This is a genomic window from Candidatus Pelagibacter sp. Uisw_101 (assembly GCF_047727615.1).
Taxonomy (GTDB): domain Bacteria; phylum Pseudomonadota; class Alphaproteobacteria; order Pelagibacterales; family Pelagibacteraceae; genus Pelagibacter.
This window is the reverse complement of sequence record NZ_CP159821.1, coordinates 19,411-42,243: the sequence shown is the minus strand read 5'-3', so window position 1 is coordinate 42,243 and position 22,833 is coordinate 19,411. Positions and strand designations below refer to the sequence as shown.

Below are 22,833 nucleotides of genomic sequence, written 5' to 3'. Positions count from 1 at the left end.
CAACCTCTATTAAGCCTTATAAAGGCTGAATAACCATGATCATTTGCTTCCCATCAAACTTTGGGTTCAATTCGACTTTGCCAATATCTTGCATGTCAGTTTTTATTTTATCCATTAATTCTCTGCCTAAGTGTGAGTGCTGTAGTTCTCTACCCTTAAATCTTATTGTAAATTTTACCTTGTCACCTTTTCCAATAAATTTTTTAGCATTTTTAACCTTAAAATCATAATCATGCGTTTCTGTAACTGGTCTCATTTTAATTTCTTTTAATAAAACAATTTTTTGTTTCTTTTTAGCAACATTTGCTTTTTTTTGAGCATCATATTTAAATTTACCCATATCAATAATTTTACATACAGGTGGTTTTGCATTTGGGGCTATCTCAATTAAATCTAAACCTTGTTCTTTGGCCATTGATATAGCTTCATTAGTATTTAATATTCCTATGTTATCACCATCACTTCCAATAACCTGAACTTCTGGCGCAGTAATCCTATTATTGGACTTAGGTCCTCTGTCTTTTGTTCTTCTTTGAAAGTAATTTCCTTTAAAATCTGCCACTTAGTTTGAAGGTGCTTTATTTAAAGCTGAGAATTTTTTTAAAAATAAGTTTAATTCCATATTTTCTTGTTTGTTAGTATCTAATCTTCTAATCGTTACTGAGTTACTGTCAACTTCTTTTTTACCACAAATTAATAAAAGTGGTATTTTAGATAAAGAATGTTCTCTAATTTTATAATTCAAATTATGGTTTTTTAAATCTACTTCAGAGCTTATGCCTACATTATTAATCTTTTCATTTACTTCTTTTGCATAAGAATCAAACTCTTCTGAAATTGGAATTACGACAGTTTGTAAGGGAGCTATCCAAAATGGAAATTTACCTGCATAGTTTTCTATAAGAATTCCAATAAATCTTTCTAATGATCCAAATAACGCCCTGTGAAGCATTACTGGAATTTTTTTAGTTCCATCTTTATCAACAAAAGAAGCATCTAGTCTTCCTGGTAAATTAAGATCTACCTGTAAAGTTCCACATTGCCAATCTCTACCAATAGCATCTCTTAAAACAAATTCAATTTTTGGACCATAGAATGCTCCCTCTCCTTTATTAATTGTGTATTCAAGCTTTGAAGCTTTAACTGCATCTAACAAAGCTTTTTCAGCCTTGTCCCAAACATTATCATCACCAACTCTTAAATCTGGTCTATCTGAATATTTTAATATTACATCTTCAAATCCAAGATCTTTATAAATATCTAAAATCAAATTTGTAACAATCAAACACTCTGATGTAATTTGATCTTCTGTGCAAAAAATATGAGCATCATCTTGAGTAAAGGCTCTAACTCTTAATAGTCCATGTAAGGCACCTGAAGGCTCATATCTGTGCACTTTTCCAAATTCTGAAATTCTTAAAGGAAGATCTCGATAACTTTTTAAACCTTGATTAAAAACTTGTACGTGACCCGGACAATTCATTGGTTTGATTGCAAATATTTTGTCATCTGGTGTTTGGGAGGTATACATGTGTTCTCCATATTTTTCCCAGTGGCCAGATTTTTCCCATAGAGATCTATCTAAAATTTCAGGAGTGTTTACTTCTTTATATCCAGCTTTTTCTTGTCTAGCTCTCATGTATGCAACTAATTTTTGAAATAACTTCCAACCTTTTTCGTGCCAAAATACTGATCCTGGACTTTCTTCCCTAAAGTGAAATAAATCCATTTCTTTTCCAAGTTTTCTATGGTCTCTTTTTTCTGCTTCTTCTATTCTTTTTAAATATTCATCTAAGTCTTTTTGTGATGCCCAACTTGTTCCATAAATTCTTTGTAGCATTTCATTATTTGAGTCGCCTCTCCAATAAGCTCCTGATACCTTTGTTAATTTAAAGTATTTACCAATTTTTCCTGTTGAAGACAGATGAGGGCCTTTGCATAAATCATGCCAGTCTCCATGAAAATATATAGAAACATCTTCACCTTGTGGAATACTTTCAATAATTTCAGCCTTGTATATTTCTCCTTTATTCTTGAAATGAGATATGGCCTCATCTCTTTTCCAAACTACTCTTGTAGTTGGAACGTCTCTATCAACAATTTCTTTCATTTTATTTTCAATTTTATTTAAATCATCCTCTGTAAAAGGTTCTTTCCTTGAAAAATCATAATAAAATCCATTTTCTATAATTGGACCAATGGTTACTTGTGTTCCTGGAAAGAGTTCTTGAACGGCCATTGCAGTTATATGGGCCGTGTCATGACGGATAGTTTCTAAACCTTCTTTATCTTTTGAAGTAAAAATTTTAATTGAGCAGTCTTCATCTATAACAAAACTTAAATCTTTAAGCTCTTCATTAACACTAATAATAGTTGCCTGCTTTGATAAAGATTTACTAATCTTTTCAGCAACCTCAAGTCCTGTTACTTTATTTGGAAATTCAATAGTGTTTCCATCTGGCAATGTTATTAATGGCATTTAATTCAATAATTTTTTGTATTCTGAATATGTAGAAAAACACATTTTTTCAACATTAAATTTTTTAATTATATTTTTTCTACCCTCTATACCAATATATTTCAATCTAGATTCATCTAATTGTAGGGCTTCTACTATTTTTTTACTCAAAGCTTCTGCATTACCAGACTGAAATAAAAAACCCGTCACATTATCACTAATAGTTTCGTTAGATCCCCCAATATCACTTGCTATTATTGGTTTTTCCATTGATTGAGCTTCAACTGCTACTCTTCCAAAAGCTTCAGGTTCTACTGAGGCCGAAACAACAATGTCTGATATTTTGTAGGCTAAGGGCATATTTTTACAATGTTCTATAAATTTTAAATGACTAGTTAGCCTATATTGCTCAGCCAATCTTTTAATTTTTTTTGTATAAATGTCTCTTCCTTGATCGCTACCCAAAATAACAGCATTAAAAGAATCATATCCCAATTCTTTATTAACAAGATTTAATGCTTCAATAAATATCTCCTGTCCTTTCCAGGCAGTTAACCGACCTGGCATTAGGATTATTTTTTTATTTTTATCAACTTCCCAATCTGAAATAAGTCTGTTTTCTTCACTGTCTAAAGTTGTTGATGAATCAAAATAATCGACATTAATACCCCTAAAAATTACTAAGAATCTTTTTTTTAAATCTAAATATTTTGAATAATTTTGATTAATGTGTGAAAAAATAAAATTTGATCCTGCTATTATTAAATCTGATCTAACCATTACTGAATTATAAAATTTTTTAATTGAGTTTTTAAAATTATAAGTACCATGAAAGGTTGTAACAAACTTTCTTCTTGTAATTTTTGTTGCAAACAAACAAGACCAAGCTGGAGCACGACTTCTTGCATGGACAATAGATATATTATTTAGTAAAATAATAAAAATCAAAGCTATTGAATTAAAGAGCATTAAAAATGGATTTTTACTATGGACGGGAAGTTTTATTACTTTTACTTTTTTTCTATCAATAAATTTTAATAATTCTCCTCCACTAGTTACGATATAAGAACTACAATTATTTTCTGGTAAATAGTGTGCAAGATCGTAACAGCCTGTTTCTGCACCCCCATATCCAAGTTTAGGAATTACTTGCAATACTTTTAATTCTGAAGACATTTGATAGAACTATATATTAAGAATTAATTCTAATAAACTCATATGAATAAATTTAAATACATTAGGGTCCTTAATAACAAGGAAATAAGATACTTAAGTAAAGAATATAAAGATAAACTCTATATTGTTTTTTTACATGGTTTTATGTCAAATATTGAAGGTGAAAAACCTCAGACTATATTAAAATTTGCTAAAAAAAATAAACTTGGCTTTCTTGCTCTCGAATATTCTGGTCATGGAAAGTCCTCAGGAAAATTTACCAAGGGAAATATCACTCAATGGTCAAAAGAAGTTGAAACTGTAATTAAAAAAATAGTTAAAAAAAATAAATTTATCTTAGTTGGCTCAAGTATGGGTGCATGGCTCTCCTTAAATCAATTTAAATATTTTAAAGATCAAATTAAAGGTTTTTTAGGAATTGGTTCAGCTCCAGAGTTTTTACAAAACCTAATGTGGAAAAAATTCTCAAAAAAAATGAAGAACGAAACTACAAAGAAAGGAATTTATAATTTAAAACATGGTAATTATGAGTATCCAATCACCTATCAATTAATAAAAGATGGTAGAAAAAATAAAATCTTAAATAAAAAAATTAAATCCAGCATCAAAGTAACTATGATTCACGGAAGTAAAGATGAAGTTGTTCCGACAAGTTATTCCAGAAGAGTTCTTAGGCTATTTACTAAAGCTAATAAAAAATTAGTAATAATAAAAAATGGTGATCACAGTTTATCAAGCAAACAGGGCCTAAAGAGAATACTCTTAGAACTAGATAAAATTACCTCTAATATAGTTTAGTCCTTCAATGTAGCTTGGAAATTTCAAATTATAGTTAAAATAACTTTTCATCTTTTTGTTGCTAACTTTTTTAGACTCATTATAAAAATTTTTCAACATCTTGCTTTTAATTTGGTCAACTTCAATTTTTTCAATATTTTCAATATTTAACATTTTTGCTCCAAATAAAGTAATATCTTCAGATGTGGAAGGTTTATCATCAGATAGATTATATATTCCTCCTGACTTAAATTTTGATAAAGATTTAAATAATATGTTTGAAATATCATCCACATGAATTCTAGAAAAATAATGATTCTTTTTATTGATCAATTTCACATCTCCTGATTTTAGACGTATTAAAATATTTTTTTCATTAGAATAGATTCCAGATAACCTGAATATCTGAATTGGTATTTTGTTATTTTTTTCCAAAGAAACCCATGCATTTTCAGCTTTTAATCTTGCAATACCATTAGTTGAGGTTGGGTTTGTTTTGCTATTTTCATTAACCCATTCTCCCTTATGATCCCCATAAATACTAGTGGCCGATAAATAGGTTATCCATTTTACTTTGGAGTTTTCTATAAATTTAGAAAAATTTTTTATAACTAGATCTTCTTGATTTTCTGGTGGTATAGAAACTAAAATATGATCTGCTGCTTTTAATTTTATAACTAAATTTTTATCAAATTTTTCACTACTAAATAGGTAGCTATTATAATTAATACCATTGAATATTTTTTTTGAAGATTCACTCCTAGAAGTTGCTGACAAGTTAATATTATATTGCTCAGTATTAAGCTTCTTTATAAAGTTTTTTGCTACTTGACCAAAACCAAAACAAAAAATATTTATATCCTTCATTTTAACTAACTTCTTTTATAACAGATTTTAAACTTATTGGGTTTTTTAGCTTATCAATCATTTCTTTTGGACAAACTTGTATAAAATTAGAAATTTCCTTATCAAAGTTTTCTATTATCTTTTTAGAAAAATCTGAATTTGTCTCCTGGTGATGTTCTTTTACTAAATTTTTTAAATAAGCTATCCAATGATCCGTTTCTGGTATTTGCCATACTACAGTCTCTGGATTTACTTTTTTGTCGAATTTCTTATTTATATCGTAAATAAACGCCATTCCACCTGTCATTCCAGCTCCAAAATTGTCTCCTACATCACCCAAAACTACAACCGTACCACCAGTCATATATTCACAAGCATTAGAATCACAGCCTTCAATAACCGAAATTGATCCTGAATTTCTTACGGCATACCTTTCTCCAGCTTGACCTGCTGCAAAAAGTTTTCCAGATGTTGCTCCATACAAAACTGTATTTCCTATTATGGTATTCTCATCTGAAACTAAATTACTTTCATCTGGAAGTTTAACTACCACTGTTGCTCCTGACAAACCTTTACCAACATAATCATTAGCGTCACCTTTTAAAATAAGTTTTAAACCTTTGATTCCAAATGCTCCGAATGATTGTCCTGCCGATCCTTTAAATTTTAAAGATAAAAAGCCATCTTCTAATTTTTCAGATCCATATTTTTCATAAAGATGATTAGAAATTCTTGTACCAACTGTCCTATGAGTATTTTTAATAATATATTCTTTTTCAATAATTTTTACTTTTCCTATTTGTTCTTTAATTTCAGGTAAAATTTTTTGATCTAAAGTATCTGGAACAGAATTTATTTCTGGAACTGTACAGTACCTTGTGTTCTCACCAGCATCTGTTTGAACAAATAAAGGATTTAGATCTAAATCGTCTAAGTTTGATGAGGCTTTGCTTACCTGTCTTAATAAATCAGTCCTACCAATTATTTCATTCAATGATTTAAATCCTATTTGTGCTAAAATTTCTCTTACTTCCTCAGCTATGAATTTAAATAAGTTAACTACTTTTTCTGGCGTACCAGAAAATTTTTCTCTTAGTTTTTCATCTTGTGTACAAACTCCAACTGGACATGTGTTTGAATGACACTGTCTAACCATTATACATCCCATAGCTACTAAAGCTGTAGTTGCTACTCCATATTCTTCAGCCCCCATCATAGCTGCAATAACAACATCTCTTCCTGTTTTAATTCCACCATCTGTTCTTAGGGTAATTTTATGTCTTAAATTATTTAAAGTTAAAACTTGGTTAGCCTCAGTTAAACCCATCTCCCAAGGTATCCCAACATATTTAACACTTGTTTGTGGCGTTGCTCCTGTTCCTCCATTATGTCCAGAAATTAAAATTATATCTGCTTTAGCTTTAGCTACCCCAGCTGCGATTGTTCCTATACCAGATGATGCTACTAATTTTACACCAACTCTTGCTTTTGGATTGGCTTGTTTAAGATCATAAATTAATTGAGCTAAATCTTCGATAGAATAAATATCGTGGTGAGGTGGTGGTGATATTAAGGTTACACCCGGTGTTGAATGTCTTAATTTAGCAATTTCTTCTGTGACCTTAAACCCTGGTAATTGACCTCCCTCACCAGGTTTTGCCCCTTGTGCAATTTTAATCTCTATTTCGTTACAGTTATTTAGATATTTAAGTGTTACTCCAAATCTTGCTGAAGCTATTTGCTTAACTCTAGAATTAGCACTGTCACCGTTTTCCATCTTAATAAATCTTTTTTCATCTTCGCCACCTTCACCACTACAAGAGGCTCCTTTAATTCTATTCATTCCTATAGCTAAAGTTTCGTGTGCTTCTTTCGATAATGCACCATGAGACATACTTCCACTTCCAAATCTTGTTAAAATATTTTCAATTGGTTCTACTTCTGAAATATCTAAGGACGGGTTTAAATTTTTATCTCTAAATCCAATTAAATCTCTAAGATGTATAGGTGGAAGATTATAAATACCTTCTGCATATTTTTTATAAGCTTCAAAAGAATTTGACGAAACTGCACTTTGTAGAAGATGAATAAGCTTACCTTGATATTGATGAGTTTCACCATTCTTTCTATACCTATAAATTCCCCCAATTGGTAAAACTGTATCTGTTCCTTCAAATGCTTCTTTATGAATGGTTCTTAATTTTTTTTCTATTCCATTTAAACCTATGCCTGAAATTTTTGATAAAATTCCTGGAAAATACTCTGATGCTACTGTTCTACTCAAACCAACTGTTTCAAAATTACATCCACCTCTATAAGAGCTTATGACCGAAATTCCCATTTTTGACATTATTTTCAGAAGCCCATAATTTACTGATTGTATATATCTCTCTATGCATTCATCGTACCCAAACTTTCCAAATAATTTTTTTTCAAACCTTTGATATAAACTATCCAGTGCTAAATAAGGATTAACAGTAGTAGCCCCAACACCTATAAGTGTTGCAAATGAATGTGTGTCTAATGCTTCCCCAGTTTGAGCATTGATTGATGCATAACCTCTTAATTTTTTTTTTATAAGATAGGTATTTATTGCACCAACACTTAATAGCATTGGAATGGGTAATCTTTTTTCAGAAATATTTTTATCACTTAAGATTAATTGAGTAAGGCCTTGTCTAACTGCAATTTCAGATTCTTTTCTAATTCTCTCAATAGAGGTTTCAAGATTTTCACTTTTATCAAAAGTACAATCAATTATTATTAATTTTTCACCAAAAAAATTAGTAAATTTTTCTAATTGAGAATTTGATAATATAGGGCTGTCTAAAACATATATGTTTTCTTCTGTTAAATTAGTAAAATCTAAAATATTTCCAAGATTACCAAAACGAGTTTTTAAACTCATAACCTTATTTTCTCTTAAAGAATCAATTGGTGGATTTGTAACTTGACTAAAATTTTGTCTAAAAAAATGGTAAAGCGGTCTATAACGGTCAGATAGTACTGCAAGTGGAGTATCATCACCCATAGAACCAATGGCCTCTTTTGCGTCTTCTGCCATGGGATGAAGAATAAGCTCTAAATCCTCTAAACTGTAACCAAATGTATGTTGTCTTTTTTTTAGCTCATCACCTGAAAAATTAGATTTTTCATTTTTTATTGGAAATTTTTTTTCTAAATCAATTATCTGATTGTTAAAATGTTTAAACTCTTTTGCCAAATAATCTTTTATTTCAACATTAGAAAATACTTTACCTTTAGCTATTCTAACTCCAAGAATTTCTCCAGGTCCTAATCTACCTTTTTTAAGAATTTGCTTCTCATCAATTTCAACCATTCCTGTTTCTGAACCTGCACATAATATTTTGTCTTTTGAAATAGTATATCTCATTGGGCGTAACCCATTTCTATCAGCAGCTACAATGGCCCATTCATTATCGGTAGCTGCAATAGCAGCTGGTCCATCCCATGGCTCCATTGTACTGTTTAAAAAATTAAATAGTTGTTGATGATCTTTTGATAATGTTTGACTTTTTTTAGACCATGCATCTGGAATTAACATTAGTTTTGCAAGAGGCGCTGATTGGCCAGAAATATTTAAAAGTTCAAAAACACTATCTAGTGCAGCAGAGTCAGAGGATCCTGGTTGTATAACTGGTTTTAAATTTTCCATATTATCAAATAATGGACTATTCATTTCTTGCTCATGAACTTTCATCCAGTTTGTATTCCCTTTGAATGTATTTATTTCTCCATTATGAGCTAGTGCTCTAAAAGGTTGTGCTAGATCCCAACTTGGTGCTGTGTTTGTTGAAAACCTTTGATGAAATATTGCAAACCGAGATATGAACCTTTCATCTTTTAAATCTAAATAAAAATCTGCAATAGACTCTGCTAAAAACATTCCCTTATAAATAACTGACTTAGAACTTAGTGAACAAATATAAAAACCTTCTATCGCATCTTTAATAGCTTCTTTTTCAATTTTTCTTCGAGATTCATAAATTTTTCTTTCTAACTCTTTTTCTGTTAAGTCTTTATTATTATGTTTAAATAGTACTTGAGTGATTTCGGGTCTCGTAAGATTTGCTTTTTCACCTAAAACTTTTGGATTTACTGGAACCTGTCTCCATCCATAAATACTAAAATTACTTTTTGTTAATTCACTTTCAATTAAAGTTCTTGCATTTTCTTGTGCTTGATAATTATTTCTAGGTAAAAAAATCATACCCACACAAATTTCTGAACCATCATGATCATGACCTGTGATTTCTATTTTCTCAGCAAAGAAATCTGAAGGAATTTCCAAATGGATTCCAGCTCCATCACCTGTTTTTCCATCAGCATCAACAGCTCCTCTGTGCCAAACAGCTTTTAAGGCATTAATTCCATATTCTACTACTTTCCTTGATTTTTTACCCTCCGTAGAAGCAATCAATCCTACTCCACAAGCGTCATGCTCCATTTCTTTTGAATAAACATGGCCTTCTTCAAGAATTTTAAGATTTTTTTTATAATTTTTCATTAAGCAACCTTCTCTTTACTGAGTTCTTTGCTCTCTAAAAAATTTTTTATTGATACTGCTACGTCTCTTCCATCTTTTATAGCCCAGACAACTAAAGATGCGCCCCTAATAATGTCTCCTGCTGCAAAGACACCTGGTAAATTTGTCTCCATTGTATCAAAATTAGTTTTTAATGTTCCCCATTTAGTAACTTGTAGATCCTCAGAGCCAAATAGTTTAGGTAAATTTTCAGGATCAAAGCCAAGAGCCTTGATTACTATATCTGCTTTAATATTAAAGTGAGAATCATTCTGGATTTCTGGTTTACGTCTACCACTGTCATCAGGTTCACCAAGTTTAATTTTATCCACCATCAAACCTTCAACTTTATTTGTTCCAACAAATTCTTTAGGGCTAGATAACCATACAAACTCTACACCCTCTTCCTCTGCATTAGCTACCTCTCTAGCAGATCCAGGCATATTTTCTTTGTCTCTTCTATAAAGGCATTTAACTGATTTTGCTTTTTGTCTGATTGAAGTCCTAACACAGTCCATTGCAGTGTCACCTCCTCCAATTACAACAATATTTTTTCCTTCAGCATTTAAGGTTCCATTATCAAATAACTCTACCTTATCTCCTAATCCTTTTTTATTTGAAGCTGTTAAAAATTCCATAGCTGGAAAAATATTTCCTAAATCTTTTCCTGGTAGATCTATTTCTCGAGCTTTATAAACTCCAGTTGCAATTAAAAGAGAGTCATGTTTTTTTCTTAATTGCTCTAATGTAGCATCTTTTCCAACTTCAAAATTTTGAACAAATTTAATTCCACCCTCTTCTAATAATTTGGTTCTTCTTTCTACAACAAATTTTTCTAATTTAAAATTTGGGATCCCATAAATCATTAAACCACCAGCTCTATCATATCGATCATATACAGTAATTTGATAACCTAACTTACGTAACTGCTCTGCAGCAGCAAGACCAGCTGGACCAGCACCTATAATTCCAATACTTTGACTCTTTTCGTTTTTAACTTTTATTGGATTGACCCATCCTTGTTCCCAAGCATTATCAGTAATATATTTTTCAACTGAACCTATGGTTACAGTTCCATGTCCTGATTGTTCGATTACACAATTTCCTTCACACAATCTATCTTGTGGACATATTCTTCCACACACCTCTGGCATGTTGTTAGTACTTTGAGATAATTCGTAAGCCTCTTTTAATCGTCCCTCTGCAGTTAATTTCAGCCAATCTGGAATATTATTACTTAATGGACAATGTACCTGACAAAAAGGAACTCCACATTGTGAGCATCTGCTAGATTGTTCGCCTGCCTTTTCATTAATAAACTCTTTATAAATTTCGTTAAAATCTTCTTTTCTGTTGCCAACTTCTCTTTTAGGTGGAGTTTGTTGACCTATTTTAACAAATTTAAGCATTTTTTCTGACATATATACCCTTTAATAAACTGAGCATATAATAAGGTTTTGTGTAATAAAAGACAAATAAGGTCAATATATATGACCTTAAATTTACAATAAATACCGTTAATTCTTTATATTTTAATTTTTGCATATCTAATATGTTCAAATGGAATTGTTTAAATCATTGAATATTTAAGCTACGAAGCTTTAAATGTTCTCAAATATTATTGAAATTATAATCCTATCAATAGTTCAGGGCATATCAGAATTTTTGCCGATCAGTTCATCGGCTCATTTAAACATTGTTGAAATAATCTTTGAGTTTAATTCTAACTCACTAATGATTGACGTTAGTCTCCATCTTGGCTCTTTACTAGCAATAATCTTTTATTTTAGAAGAGAGCTACTAGACCTTAGAAATAATCAAAAATTATTATCTTTATTAATTATTGGCTCTATACCAATTGTAATAGCTGGGTACATAATCAGCTCCACGGGTCTAGTTAGTCTATTAGAAAATAATTTAAAGATAATTGCTTGGATGACATTAATTTTTGGAATTATTTTATATCTTGCAGACAAAAGTAAATTTGATAAAAAAATATCCTCCAACCTAAATTTTAAAACAATACTATATATCGGTTTGTTTCAAATACTTGCTTTAATACCAGGTGTGAGTAGGGCAGGAATTACAATAACAGCTGCAAGGCTTTTCAGGTTTAATAGATTTGATTCAAGCAAAATTTCTTTTTTACTAGCTATACCTGCAATAGCTGGAGCAAGTGTACTACAATTAAAAAATGCTATTGGCCAAAACTTTGAATTTAACTACCTTATACTAATATCAATTACTCTTTCTTTTTTATTTTCTTATTTTACAGTTAAGTTTTTTCTAGACTACATAAACAAATTTTCTTTAAATGTTTTTGTAATTTATAGAATTATTATTTCAATAATTTTATTTATAATAATATATAATTAATTCTTTTTTAATATTGGTGCTAATTGTGAAAATAAAACACCAAATAAAATAAATAAACACCCAAATAGATTATTTATATCTAAAATTTGATCTAATAAAATCCAAGCAGCAATTGTTGCAAAAACACCCTCTAAAGAAAAAATTATTGCTGATGGAGCAGGGGATATATTTTTTTGTGCATATATTTGCAAAACAAATGCAAGGCCTCCAGATAAAACTCCAGCATATAAGATTTGAAATTTTTCTTTAAGAATATTAGACCAAATAAAGTCTTCAAAAATTAATCCTATGATTAATGATAAAGAGGCAACAATTAAAGTTTGAATTGCACCAATTGTTAATGGAAGATTGTAGTTTTCTATAATTTTACCAGTAAAGATAATGTGTGTGCTCCAGAAAAATGCACCCATTATTATAAGCGCATCACCAGTTCTAACCGTTGCACTGTAAAAATTAGTTAGCAAATAGCCTCCCATAACACAAAGGAGAACTGAAGGCCAAATACTCCAGTGAATTGGCTTTTTATACATAAAAAAAATTATAAACGGGACCATTGGTACATAAAAAATAGTAAAGAACGCTGCATTAGCAACATCTGTATAGAGTAAAGCCACTTGTTGAAGTGCTGATCCTAAGAATAAAGATAGGCCTATTAAAAGAGCTAAGTTGGTAAATTCTTTTTGATTTCTTTGGACTGATTTTGAGATATTTTTTCTTTCAAAAATAAAAGCTAAAGGGGCTACTACTAAAAAGCCCACAAAAAACCTAACCGCATTAAAAGTGAAAGGACCAATGTCGTCCATTCCAGTATCTTGAGCAATAAAAGTTGTTCCCCATATGAATGTACAAAGTAATGCACAAAATAATGATGAGGTTTTTGACATTAAAATTTATACAGCTAATTTATAAGCAAAATTTTTGCCTAAATTTTCTTTTAGATCATTATTAAATCTAGCTGCTTCAGCTCCATCAATTATTCTATGATCATATGATAGTGAAAGCGGTAACATTGTTCTTATTTCAAATTTTCCATTAAAAAAAATTTGTTTTTTTTGTGCTTTACCCACTCCTAGTATAGCAACTTCAGGATAATTTATTATTGGTGTAAAAAATGAACCTCCAATTCCTCCAAGACTTGTAATGGTCATAGATCCTCCAAAGAATTCTTTCTTATCTATTTTTAAATTTCTACATTGGTCGCTTACTGTTTTCAATTCATTACCAATATATGAAATACTTTTATTGTCAGCATTTCTAATTTTTGGCACCATTAAACCATGTGGTGTGTCGACTGCAATTCCAACATGAAAATAATTTTTCATTGTTATTTTTCCATTTTCAATATCATCTATTGATGAGTTGAAACTAGGAAACTTTTTTAAAGATGCAACTAAAGCTTTAACAATAAAAGCTAAGGGAGTAATTTTTTTTTTTTCACCTGTGTGAATATCAGTAAGTGAAGTTCTAAAATCTTCCATTTCAGTTATATCTGCTTCATCATGATTTGTTACATGAGGTATTGTAGTCCAAGAATTAACTAAATACATAGAGGCTAATTTTTTAACCCTAGGCATATCTTTAACTTCAATTTCTCCAAAATCAGAATGGGAAAATTCACTAACAATTTTTTTAGGTTGAGCTTCAGTCTTATCTGAAGTTTTATTAATTTTAGAGGATATAAAATTTTTTACATCATCTTCTACAATTCTTCCTTGTCTTTCACTGCCAACTATCTCGTTAATATTAACCCCAAGCTCTCGAGCAAATTTACGTACTTTTGGGCTTGCAGATGAAGCTTCTGAATTGTCTTTTTTTATTAAATTTTGTGTTTGTATAACTTTTTCAATTTTTTCTTCTTGATTTTGTTTTCTAACTGGTTTTGCTTCTTTAATAGTTTTTTGCTCTATACTCTTTTCTTCTTCTCCAGATTGCTCTACAGTTAATATTAAATCACCTTCTGAAACCCTATCTCCTACTTTAATTTTAACAGACTTAACCTTTCCGTCAAAAGAAGCTGGTATTTCAACACTAGATTTATCACTCTCAATTGTAATAAGTGGATCATTTTTAGATACTGACTGACTATTTGAAACTAATACTTCGATTACCTCAACGTCTTTAAATTCGCCAATATTTGGTACTTTAATCTCTTTATCTGACATCTTATAGTTTTGTTGGCATTGGTTTGCTGCCATCAATATTATACTTCTTTATGGCTTCTTTAGCATATTTTGAGGCTATTAGTTGCTCTTTTGCTAGTACGCTAAGTCCATAAGCAACAATATGTTCTTTATCAACTTCAAAAAAATCTCTAAGGTTTTTTCTAGTGTCGCTTCTTCCATAACCATCTGTACCTAAAGAATAAAAACTTTTATTAGTATAGGGTCTGATTTGATCAGAATTCATTCTCATGTAATCTGAAGCTGCCAAAATTGGTCCTTCAGTTTTTCCTAAGCACTGTTCTACAAATGAAACTTTTTGTTCTTTATCAGGGTTTAAAAGATTATATCTCTCAACTTCCATACCGTCTTTTCTCAACTCATTAAAACTAGTGACACTCCAGATTTCACTATCTATCTGATATTCATTTTGAAGGATTTCTGCTGCAGCCATCATTTCTCTCAATATTGTACCGGAGCCTAAAAGTTGAATTTTAGTTTTTTTATATTTATTGAACTCTTTAATTTTATACATTCCTTTAAGAATTCCTTCTTCACAATTCTTATCTTTTGGTATGCTTGGATGTGAATAATTTTCATTCATGGTTGTGATATAGTAAAAAACATTCTCATTTTTTTCATGCATTCTTCTCAAACCTTCTCTAAAAATAACAGCTAGCTCATAATGAAAAGTTGGGTCGTATGTCACACAATTTGGTATTGTTGAGGCTATCAAGTGACTGTGTCCATCCTGGTGTTGTAGTCCTTCACCAGCTAAAGTAGTTCTTCCAGCTGTTGCTCCAATTAAAAATCCTCTAGCCTGACTATCTCCACCTGCCCATGCAAGGTCACCTATTCTTTGAAAACCAAACATAGAATAAAAAATATAAATTGGTATCATTTCAATATCATGATTAGTGTAGGAAGTTGCAGCAGCAATCCATGACGACATTGCTCCAGCTTCATTAATTCCTTCTTCTAGAACCTGTCCAGTTTTCTCTTCTCTGTAAGAACTTAACTGAGCAGAATCTTCTGGTTCATACTTTTGACCTTCGTGTGCATATATTCCTATTTTTTGAAAAAATCCTTCCATACCAAAAGTTCTTGCTTCATCAGGAATAATTGGAACTAATCTGGGTGAAATATTTTTGTCTCTTAATAAATTTGTAAACATTCTAACTAATGCCATGGTTGTAGACATTTCTTTTTCACCCGTTGATACTTTCATAAAATCGAAAATATCTTTTGCTGGTGCTTTAATAGGTTTTGAATATGTTGTTCTTTCAGGTAAGAAACCACCAAGTCTCATTCTCTTTTCTTTAATATACTTAATCTCTAATGATTTTTCATCAGGCTTGAAATACTCAACATTTTTTACCTGTTCATCTGTTAATGGGACATCAAAACGATCTCTATAATATAGCAAATCATCTACATCTAATTTTTTAGTTTGATGAGTAGTGTTAACACTTTCACCTGTTTTTCCCATACCATAACCCTTAATGGTTTTAGCGATTATAACCGTTGGGCTACCTTGGTTTTTTGATGCCCGTTCGTATGCTGCATAAACTTTATGAGGATCATGACCACCTCTATTTAATCTCCAAATATCTTTATCTGATAAACTAGAAACTAACTCTTGAGTCTCTGGGTATTTCCCAAAAAATTTTTCTCTAACATAAGCTCCATCTCTAGCTTTCATTGCTTGGTATTCACCATCAACAGTTTCATTCATAGTTTTAACTAAGTGACCTGTTTTATCATTAGCAATCAATGAGTCCCAGTAAGAACCCCAAATTACTTTAATTACATTCCAACCAGCTCCTCTAAAACTTCCTTCTAGCTCTTGAATAATTTTTCCATTACCTCTGACAGGTCCATCTAATCTTTGAAGATTGCAGTTTACAACAAATATTAAGTTATCCAGTTTTTCCCTAGCTGCTAATCCTATTGCACCTAAAGATTCGGGTTCATCCATTTCTCCATCACCAAGAAATGCCCAAACTTTTCTACCTTCATCTTTAATTAATCCTCTGTTAATTAAATATTTCATGTATCTCGCCTGATAAATTGCAAGCATAGGCCCTAGTCCCATTGATACAGTTGGAAACTGCCAAAACTTTGGCATCAACCAAGGATGTGGATATGAAGAAAGTCCACCTGGTTTTACTTCTTGTCTAAAACTATCTAATTGTTTTTCATTTAATCTACCTTCTAGAAATGCTCTAGCATAAACGCCTGGTGCACTATGACCTTGAAAATAAACTAAATCACCACCAAATTTATTATTCTTAGCTCTCCAAAAATGATTCATTCCTACATCATAAAGTGTTGCTGCTGATGCAAAAGTACCTATATGGCCACCTAATTCAGGAAATTTTTTATTTGCTCTAACAACCATGGCTGCTGCATTCCATCTAATTAAAGATCTAATTCTTCTTTCAATATTCTGATCTCCATTAGACTTAACTTCTGCCTCTGGTGGGATTGTATTAATGTAAGGAGTGTGCTGTGTATAAGGAATATTTGCACCTTCTCGATATGCTTTGTTAATTAATTCTTTTATCAAAAAATGAGCTCTTTGATTTCCATCTTTTTCAACAACTGCAGATAAAGACTCTAACCAATCTTGAGTTTCTAATGGATCAATATCATTGTCATTTGTAACCTGAATTATTGTTTGTTTTTTTTCCACAACTGGGCTTTGTTCAGTGGCCTCTTCTTTTTTTTCATTTTTTAAAACTGATTCTGCTTGTTTAATAATACTTTCTGTATCTTTAGGAATTGGCTTTTCTGAAGGGCTTTCTTTTGAAGACTCAACACTTAACAATAAATCCCCTTTAGAAACTTTATCACCCACTTTAATATTTACAGATTCTACCTTACCAGTGACTGTTGATGGAATTTCAACACTAGATTTATCGCTCTCAATAGTAACAATAGGATCATTTAAGTTTATTTTATCTCCAACTTTTACTAAAAGTTCAATAACCTCAACTTTTTCAAATTCACCAATATCTGGGACAAGTAATTTTTCACTCATTATTTAAATCGATTTATACACCTAAAAAAAACTATATCTCATGTTATTTTAGCATAATAATAAGTTTTTTTATGCAAACCTGTATTTTTATTGAACAAAAAACTTTAAAAATTAACAAATAAATAAGAAATTAATTTCTTTCAATGCACATGGCTATACCCATTCCACCACCAATGCAGAGAGTAGCACAACCTTTGTTTTTATTTTGTTTTATCATTTCATGAATAAGGGTTACTAAAATTCTGGTTCCAGAAGCTCCAATTGGATGTCCTAATGCAATTGCTCCACCATTAACATTCACAATCTTTTTAGGAATTTTAAGATCTCTAATCACAGCAATACTTTGAGCTGCAAATGCTTCATTGACTTCAAATAAATCAATATCTTCAATTTTCCATCCTGCTTTTTCTAAAGCTATATTAACAGCCATAATTGGACCCAGTCCCATCAATGAAGGCTCAACACCACAAGTTGCCCAGGAGACAACTTTTGCTAAAGGTTCTATACCTCTAAGTTCTGCCTCTTCTCTAGACATTAAAATAGTTGCTGCCGCACCATCATTTATTCCTGATGAATTACCCGCCGTAACTGTTCCATTTTCTTTAAAAACAGTTTTTAATTTTTTTAAATCCTCTAAGTTTAAATTACTTCTTGGATATTCATCTTTTTCAAAAATAAAATTTTTATCATCTGTATTAATATTTAATTTAATTAACTCGTTTTTGAATTTATCATTACTTATGGCATCTTGTGTTTTTTTTTGAGAATTGAAGGCGAACATATCTTGTTCATCTCTGGAAATTTGATACTTTTCTGCTACATTTTCTGCCGTAACACCCATGTGATAATTATTAAATGAGTCTATCAGTCCATCATTGACCATTGTATCAACTAATTTATTTTCATTTAATTTTTTATCTTCTCGATAAAATATTGTATGTGGTGCTCTAGACATATTTTCTTGTCCACCAGCGACTATAATTTTATTTTCACCTAGTTTAATAGATTGATAGCCTGAAATTACAGATCTTAATCCAGATCCACATACTTGATTAATTATATGTGCAGGTTTTGAAACTGGAATTCCAGCATGAATAGAAGCTTGTCTTGCTGGGTTTTGCCCTAATCCAGAAGTGAGAACGTGTCCCATAATCACCTCATCAATATCGTCTGATTTTAATTTTGATTTATAAACAGCTTCTTTAATAGCTAGTGCACCTAGTTTATCAGCACTAAGACCTTTTAAAGACCCTTTATATTTGCCTATAGGTGTTCTTAATGCAGCTGTAATAACCACATCATTTGATTTTTTGCTCATTGATAGTGCAGCATAATATTTTATAACTTAAATTACATCAAAAACTTTGATATGTTGGACAAATTATTTAATTAAGGACCGCTGGCCAAATTGGATAAGGCGCTCGGCTACGAACCGGGAGATTCCAGATTCGAGTTCTGGGCGGTCCACCAAAAAGGATAAATAAAAATGTTAGATTGGCTACTAAAATCATCACTACAAAAATCAGTTATATATTTTTTTATAATTGTTTTTATAATTTTATTAATTTTAACTTTCATACTATAAAGAGCTATGAGCAATGAATTTGAACAAATAAGTATTAAACCTGGTTTTATGAAACACAATGGTGGAGTTTTATTTAAAACCGTATCTGAAACAGAATATGAATTCAAAACTACGATTAATGAAAATCATTTAAATGCTGCTGGGATAACTCACGGTGGTTATTTATCAGCCTTAATTGATGCGGGAGCGGGGACTGCTGCACATAGAGCATCTGGAAATGCACCTTGTGTAACTATTTCATTGGATTTAAAATTTATTGGTGCCTCTAAAGTAGGTGATATAGTTACTGGCTTAACAAGAATTCTTAAAAAGACCAATACACTAGTGTTTTTATTTTGTGAGCTGAAATGTAATGATAAAATTATAACCTCAGCATCAGGTATTTGGAAAATCTTAAAAATTAAACCATCTAATCTTGGTCCTGGTGGATAATTATTCTTTTCTTCTATAGTTCAAATAACCAAACATAATTAATAATAAAATAGCTATTGGGTAAATGATTCCTTTATTTGGTCTATCTGCATTTTCTATTTTAAATTCACTTATATAATCACCAGTTTCAAAACCACTTTTTTTAGCACTTCCATTCCATTGCAAGGTATCTACAATAACCCTGTTTTCTTCTCTAATTAAACTAAGTCCATATTGCTCTAAACTATACTCGGTTTCAAAAGTATTTTTTTTGATTACAATTAATTTATATCTTTCACCATAATTACTTGGACGTGTTACTTTAAATCTGGCCTCTTTATTGAAATCTACCTTCATTAAATGAATTTTGTTAATATCCATATAATTATATTTAGGGTAAAATTTATTTAAAATAAATTCTGGGGCTAAGAGTGAAATGGAGATTAATAAAAAAATTATTATCTCGTACCATCTTAATCTATTAATAAACCAAGCTTGAGTTGCAGAAGTAAAAACTAATATACCTATCAAAGAAGTGATTATTACCAGTAGTCCATGCCACACATTTTCAATGCCTATCAATAACAATTCGTGATTAAATAAAAATACGATAGGTAAAATACCTGTTCTTAGACTATACCAAAAAGCTTGCAGACCAGTTTTAAGTGGATCACCTCCTGAAATAGCAGCTGCCGCATATGATGCGAGACCAACTGGAGGGGTGACGTCAGCCATCAAGCCAAAATAAAAAACAAACAAGTGAACCGCTATAAGTGGAAATACAAATCCAGATGCGTTTCCAACATCAACCAATACTGTTGCCATTAATGAAGCCACTACAACATAATTCGCAGTAGTTGGTAGACCCATACCAAGTATTAGACATAAAATTATTGTTAAAAATAGTAAGATAACAACATTATCTTTTGCAATAAATTCTATAACTATAATTAAATTTGTACTTAACCCTGTTGAACCAACTGCTCCAACTATTATGCCAGCTGTTGCTATTGCTATTCCAACACCAACCATATTTAAAGCACCTTTTTCAAAACCAACTATCGTTTGATTAAACCAAGTTTTTATTGCTAATTTAAAATCAGAATTTTTAAATAATATGTAACCAAGGTTTACAATTATTAATGCAATCGTTGCAAAAAATATTGAGTATGAAGCGGTAAATCTTAAATATACAAGCATGTATACCAAAACAAATATAGGTATTAAAAAATGTAATCCTGATAAAAATGTTTTCTTCAAATTTGGAATATCAACATCATCCATTCCTTTTAAATTTAATTTTAAAGCTTCAAGATGAGAAATATAAAATAATGCCACATAAGAAATAATTGCTGGTAAAAATGCGTGCTTAACGACCTCAAAATAAGTAACACCTAAAAAACTTGCCATTACAAATGCTGCAGCTCCCATTACGGGTGGCATTAATTGTCCATTAACTGATGATGATACCTCTATAGCTCCAGCTTTTTCTTTAGAAAAACCAGTTTTTTTCATAATTGGAATTGTAAAAGTTCCAGTTGTAACTGTATTTGCAATTGAAGATCCTGAGATTAGACCAGTCATTCCAGATCCTAAAATTGCTGCTTTTGCAGGTCCTCCTCTCATTTTGCCAACCATGGCAAAAGCTAGATCTAAAAAATATTTACCTCCACCAGCCGTTTCTAGAAGTGCTCCAAATAAAACAAATAAAAAAATGAAATCTACAGAAACACCTATAGGAATTCCAAATATAGCTTCTTGATCAAGCCACTGAAATCCAACTAATCTATTTAATGAAAGTCCACCATGAGAAATTATTTCTGGTGCGTATCTACCAAAATATGAAAAGAGTAAAAAACAAACTGCAATAATAACTAGAGGTAATCCAAATACTCTTCTGGTTGCTTCAATTAATATTAAAATTCCACAACTTCCAATAATCAATTCAACTGGTAAATTAAATTTTTCCCAAATTGTAATAGTTAAAAGAATTCCCCCTCTGTCAACTAGCTGGTCATAAAAAAAATAAATATATAAACAACAAAATGCAGCAATAAAACTAATTAGAATATCAAATATAGAAATTTTTTTTCTTTTAGAAATTGGATAAATTAAAAAAGCTAAAGTTAAAGCAAAACCTAAATGAATAGCTCTAGCAGGAAGTCCTTTAAACATTCCAATATCAAACATAAAAGGAAATGGAGAAGCATACCAAAGTTGGAATAATGACCAAATGATTGCAATACTTCCAACAATTTTTAAATGTAGTCCAGTAAGATTTCTAGTTGGAGATAAATCCTCACTAATCTTATTTTCTACTTTACCGTTAATGCTTTGATTCATTTTTAAAATGATACTCTATAACAAAAAAAGGCCCGATAAATATATCGGGCCTTTTAATTTAATTAAGGAGTTGGATTACATTAATCCAGCTTCTTTATAATATTTAATTGCACCTGGGTGTAATGGAGCTGACAAACCAGCGGCTATCATATCTTCTTTTTTTAAAGAAGCAAAAGCAGGGTGTTGTTTTTTGAAATCATCAAAATTTTCCATCACAGCTTTAACAACTAGGTATACAAGTTCATCAGAAACATTAGCCGAAGTTACTACAGTAGCTTTAACACCAAAAGTAGTTACGTCCTTTTTCTGTCCCGTATAAGTGCCAGCAGGTATTACGGCACTTGCATAATAAGCAGCACCATCAATTAGTCCTTGAACTTCAGGACCTGTTAAATTGATAGGCAAAGCTTTTGCTCCACAAGAAGCTGCGTTTTCCATTGCTCCATTTGGAAATCCTACTGAATAACCAAAAGCATCAATCTTACCATCACATAAAGCTTTTACTTGCTCAGATGAAGTCAGCTCTGTAGTAGATTTAAAGAAGCTATTACTAACTCCCTTTGCATCCATAAGCACTTCCATAGTTCCTCTTTGACCTGAACCAGCGTTACCAATGTTTACAACTTTTCCTTTAAGCCCAGCAAAATCTTTTACTTTTGCTTTTTTTCTTGCCCAAATTTGAAAGGGTTCATTATGTACTGAGAATACAGCTCTTAAATCACTATACTGTTTACCTTCCCACTTGCTTGATCCATTTACAGCATGATATTGCCAGTCAGACTGAGCTACACCAAATTGAAATTCACCAGCTGCGATTTGACCAATATTATAATTCGATCCACCAGTTGAAGGCGCAGTACATCTGTAAGCTTTATCTATACCTTTTTTTCTTCCGTGTTCTTTAGCAATTGCTGATTTGTGCAACATTTTGCAAATTGCGTTACCAGTTTGGAAATATACTCCAGTTGGTCCGCCTGTTCCTATCGTGAAGAACTCTGCAGATTTTGCAACACCAGTTAAAGACAAAGATGCAACAAAAATTAGTAGAGCACTTGATAGAGATGTTATTATTTTTTTCATGTTCTCTCCTCTATATCGTTATTTTTATTAGTT

Annotated in this window: 15 protein-coding genes and 1 tRNA gene; 4 read left to right on the top strand and 12 right to left on the bottom strand. The window is 31.0% G+C overall.

The features are described from left to right. Window positions 1-16: 16 nt before the first annotated feature. From infC to ABXT48_RS00170, 3 genes are read right to left on the bottom strand one after another with little or no spacing between them, the layout of a single operon-like run. A complete protein-coding gene (gene infC / locus ABXT48_RS00180) occupies window positions 17-562 on the bottom strand; it encodes a translation initiation factor IF-3 (RefSeq protein WP_415286503.1) in 546 nt (181 codons plus the stop codon). Continuing rightward, window positions 563-2,479 (bottom strand): threonine--tRNA ligase, encoded by a 1,917-nt coding sequence (thrS, locus tag ABXT48_RS00175; RefSeq protein ID WP_415286502.1) that lies wholly within the window; start codon window positions 2,477-2,479, stop codon window positions 563-565. It lies immediately after the preceding gene. Continuing rightward, window positions 2,480-3,634: a glycosyltransferase family 4 protein gene (locus tag ABXT48_RS00170; protein WP_415286501.1), complete on the bottom strand. Its 1,155-nt coding sequence runs from the start codon at window positions 3,632-3,634 to the stop codon at window positions 2,480-2,482. Window positions 3,635-3,676: 42 nt separating this feature from the next. Between ABXT48_RS00170 and ABXT48_RS00165 the strand changes: the two genes are divergently transcribed. Beyond that, window positions 3,677-4,432, top strand: coding sequence for an alpha/beta hydrolase (locus tag ABXT48_RS00165; RefSeq protein WP_415286500.1), 756 nt, complete (start codon window positions 3,677-3,679; stop codon window positions 4,430-4,432). Here the strand turns inward: ABXT48_RS00165 and ABXT48_RS00160 are convergent. The 3 genes from ABXT48_RS00160 to ABXT48_RS00150 are packed head-to-tail and all read right to left on the bottom strand — an operon-like array spanning window position 4,403 to window position 11,224. Then, window positions 4,403-5,278 (bottom strand): NAD-dependent epimerase/dehydratase family protein, encoded by an 876-nt coding sequence (locus tag ABXT48_RS00160; RefSeq protein ID WP_415286499.1) that lies wholly within the window; start codon window positions 5,276-5,278, stop codon window positions 4,403-4,405. The two genes, ABXT48_RS00165 and ABXT48_RS00160, sit on opposite strands and share 30 nt — an antisense overlap. Before the next feature lies 1 nt (window position 5,279). After that, window positions 5,280-9,785 carry a glutamate synthase large subunit gene (gene gltB / locus ABXT48_RS00155; protein ID WP_415286498.1) on the bottom strand — a complete coding sequence of 1,502 codons (4,506 nt, stop codon included), beginning with the start codon at window positions 9,783-9,785 and terminating at the stop codon, window positions 5,280-5,282. Then, complete coding sequence (locus tag ABXT48_RS00150; RefSeq protein WP_415286497.1) at window positions 9,785-11,224, bottom strand: NAD(P)-dependent oxidoreductase; 1,440 nt, start codon at window positions 11,222-11,224, stop codon at window positions 9,785-9,787. The genes gltB and ABXT48_RS00150 overlap by 1 nt, the downstream gene beginning before the upstream one ends. Window positions 11,225-11,408: 184 nt before the next feature. Here ABXT48_RS00150 and ABXT48_RS00145 point away from each other — a divergent pair, with 184 nt between their 5' ends. Beyond that, window positions 11,409-12,179 carry an undecaprenyl-diphosphate phosphatase gene (locus ABXT48_RS00145; RefSeq protein ID WP_415286496.1) on the top strand — a complete coding sequence of 257 codons (771 nt, stop codon included), beginning with the start codon at window positions 11,409-11,411 and terminating at the stop codon, window positions 12,177-12,179. Here the strand turns inward: ABXT48_RS00145 and ABXT48_RS00140 are convergent. The 4 genes from ABXT48_RS00140 to ABXT48_RS00125 form a co-directional block, all read right to left on the bottom strand. Further along, on the bottom strand, window positions 12,176-13,063 hold the full coding sequence (locus ABXT48_RS00140) for a DMT family transporter (protein WP_415286495.1): 888 nt from the start codon (window positions 13,061-13,063) through the stop codon (window positions 12,176-12,178). The genes ABXT48_RS00145 and ABXT48_RS00140 overlap by 4 nt on opposite strands. 6 nt (window positions 13,064-13,069) lie before the next feature. Continuing rightward, complete coding sequence (locus ABXT48_RS00135; RefSeq protein WP_415303367.1) at window positions 13,070-14,341, bottom strand: 2-oxo acid dehydrogenase subunit E2; 1,272 nt, start codon at window positions 14,339-14,341, stop codon at window positions 13,070-13,072. A gap of 1 nt (window position 14,342) precedes the next feature. After that, the gene (aceE, locus tag ABXT48_RS00130; protein WP_415286494.1) at window positions 14,343-17,381 is read right to left on the bottom strand and encodes a pyruvate dehydrogenase (acetyl-transferring), homodimeric type; all 3,039 of its coding nucleotides are present in this window, start codon (window positions 17,379-17,381) and stop codon (window positions 14,343-14,345) included. A 130-nt stretch (window positions 17,382-17,511) separates the two neighbouring features. Further along, window positions 17,512-18,699: an acetyl-CoA C-acetyltransferase gene (locus tag ABXT48_RS00125; protein WP_415286493.1), complete on the bottom strand. Its 1,188-nt coding sequence runs from the start codon at window positions 18,697-18,699 to the stop codon at window positions 17,512-17,514. Between the two features lie 75 nt (window positions 18,700-18,774). On the opposite strand from ABXT48_RS00125, the gene ABXT48_RS00120 reads away from it, so the two are divergent. Together ABXT48_RS00120 and ABXT48_RS00115 are read left to right on the top strand one after the other, a co-directional pair. Beyond that, window positions 18,775-18,851, top strand: a tRNA-Arg gene (locus ABXT48_RS00120). Window positions 18,852-18,972: 121 nt separating this feature from the next. Further along, window positions 18,973-19,398, top strand: coding sequence for a PaaI family thioesterase (locus ABXT48_RS00115; protein ID WP_415286492.1), 426 nt, complete (start codon window positions 18,973-18,975; stop codon window positions 19,396-19,398). On the opposite strand, the gene ABXT48_RS00110 is transcribed toward ABXT48_RS00115, so the two are convergent. Both ABXT48_RS00110 and ABXT48_RS00105 read right to left on the bottom strand, forming a co-directional pair. Beyond that, window positions 19,399-21,720 carry a TRAP transporter permease gene (locus ABXT48_RS00110; RefSeq protein WP_415302970.1) on the bottom strand — a complete coding sequence of 774 codons (2,322 nt, stop codon included), beginning with the start codon at window positions 21,718-21,720 and terminating at the stop codon, window positions 19,399-19,401. A gap of 75 nt (window positions 21,721-21,795) precedes the next feature. Then, window positions 21,796-22,800, bottom strand: coding sequence for a TAXI family TRAP transporter solute-binding subunit (locus tag ABXT48_RS00105; protein WP_415286490.1), 1,005 nt, complete (start codon window positions 22,798-22,800; stop codon window positions 21,796-21,798). Window positions 22,801-22,833: the final 33 nt, after the last annotated feature.

Excerpts from the sequence above, each read along its gene's own strand:
- thrS (WP_415286502.1), bottom strand. The coding sequence starts at position 2,479 with ATGCCATTAATAACATTGCCAGATGGAAACACTATTGAATTTCCAAAT.
- ABXT48_RS00150 (WP_415286497.1), bottom strand. The coding sequence starts at position 11,224 with ATGTCAGAAAAAATGCTTAAATTTGTTAAAATAGGTCAACAAACTCCA.
- ABXT48_RS00140 (WP_415286495.1), bottom strand. The coding sequence starts at position 13,063 with ATGTCAAAAACCTCATCATTATTTTGTGCATTACTTTGTACATTCATA.
- ABXT48_RS00110 (WP_415302970.1), bottom strand. The coding sequence starts at position 21,720 with ATGAATCAAAGCATTAACGGTAAAGTAGAAAATAAGATTAGTGAGGAT.
- aceE (WP_415286494.1), bottom strand. The coding sequence starts at position 17,381 with ATGAGTGAAAAATTACTTGTCCCAGATATTGGTGAATTTGAAAAAGTT.
- ABXT48_RS00125 (WP_415286493.1), bottom strand. The coding sequence starts at position 18,699 with ATGAGCAAAAAATCAAATGATGTGGTTATTACAGCTGCATTAAGAACA.
- ABXT48_RS00145 (WP_415286496.1), top strand. The coding sequence starts at position 11,409 with ATGTTCTCAAATATTATTGAAATTATAATCCTATCAATAGTTCAGGGC.
- ABXT48_RS00135 (WP_415303367.1), bottom strand. The coding sequence starts at position 14,341 with ATGTCAGATAAAGAGATTAAAGTACCAAATATTGGCGAATTTAAAGAC.
- ABXT48_RS00165 (WP_415286500.1), top strand. The coding sequence starts at position 3,677 with ATGAATAAATTTAAATACATTAGGGTCCTTAATAACAAGGAAATAAGA.
- ABXT48_RS00170 (WP_415286501.1), bottom strand. The coding sequence starts at position 3,634 with ATGTCTTCAGAATTAAAAGTATTGCAAGTAATTCCTAAACTTGGATAT.
- ABXT48_RS00115 (WP_415286492.1), top strand. The coding sequence starts at position 18,973 with ATGAGCAATGAATTTGAACAAATAAGTATTAAACCTGGTTTTATGAAA.
- gltB (WP_415286498.1), bottom strand. The coding sequence starts at position 9,785 with ATGAAAAATTATAAAAAAAATCTTAAAATTCTTGAAGAAGGCCATGTT.
- ABXT48_RS00105 (WP_415286490.1), bottom strand. The coding sequence starts at position 22,800 with ATGAAAAAAATAATAACATCTCTATCAAGTGCTCTACTAATTTTTGTT.
- ABXT48_RS00160 (WP_415286499.1), bottom strand. The coding sequence starts at position 5,278 with ATGAAGGATATAAATATTTTTTGTTTTGGTTTTGGTCAAGTAGCAAAA.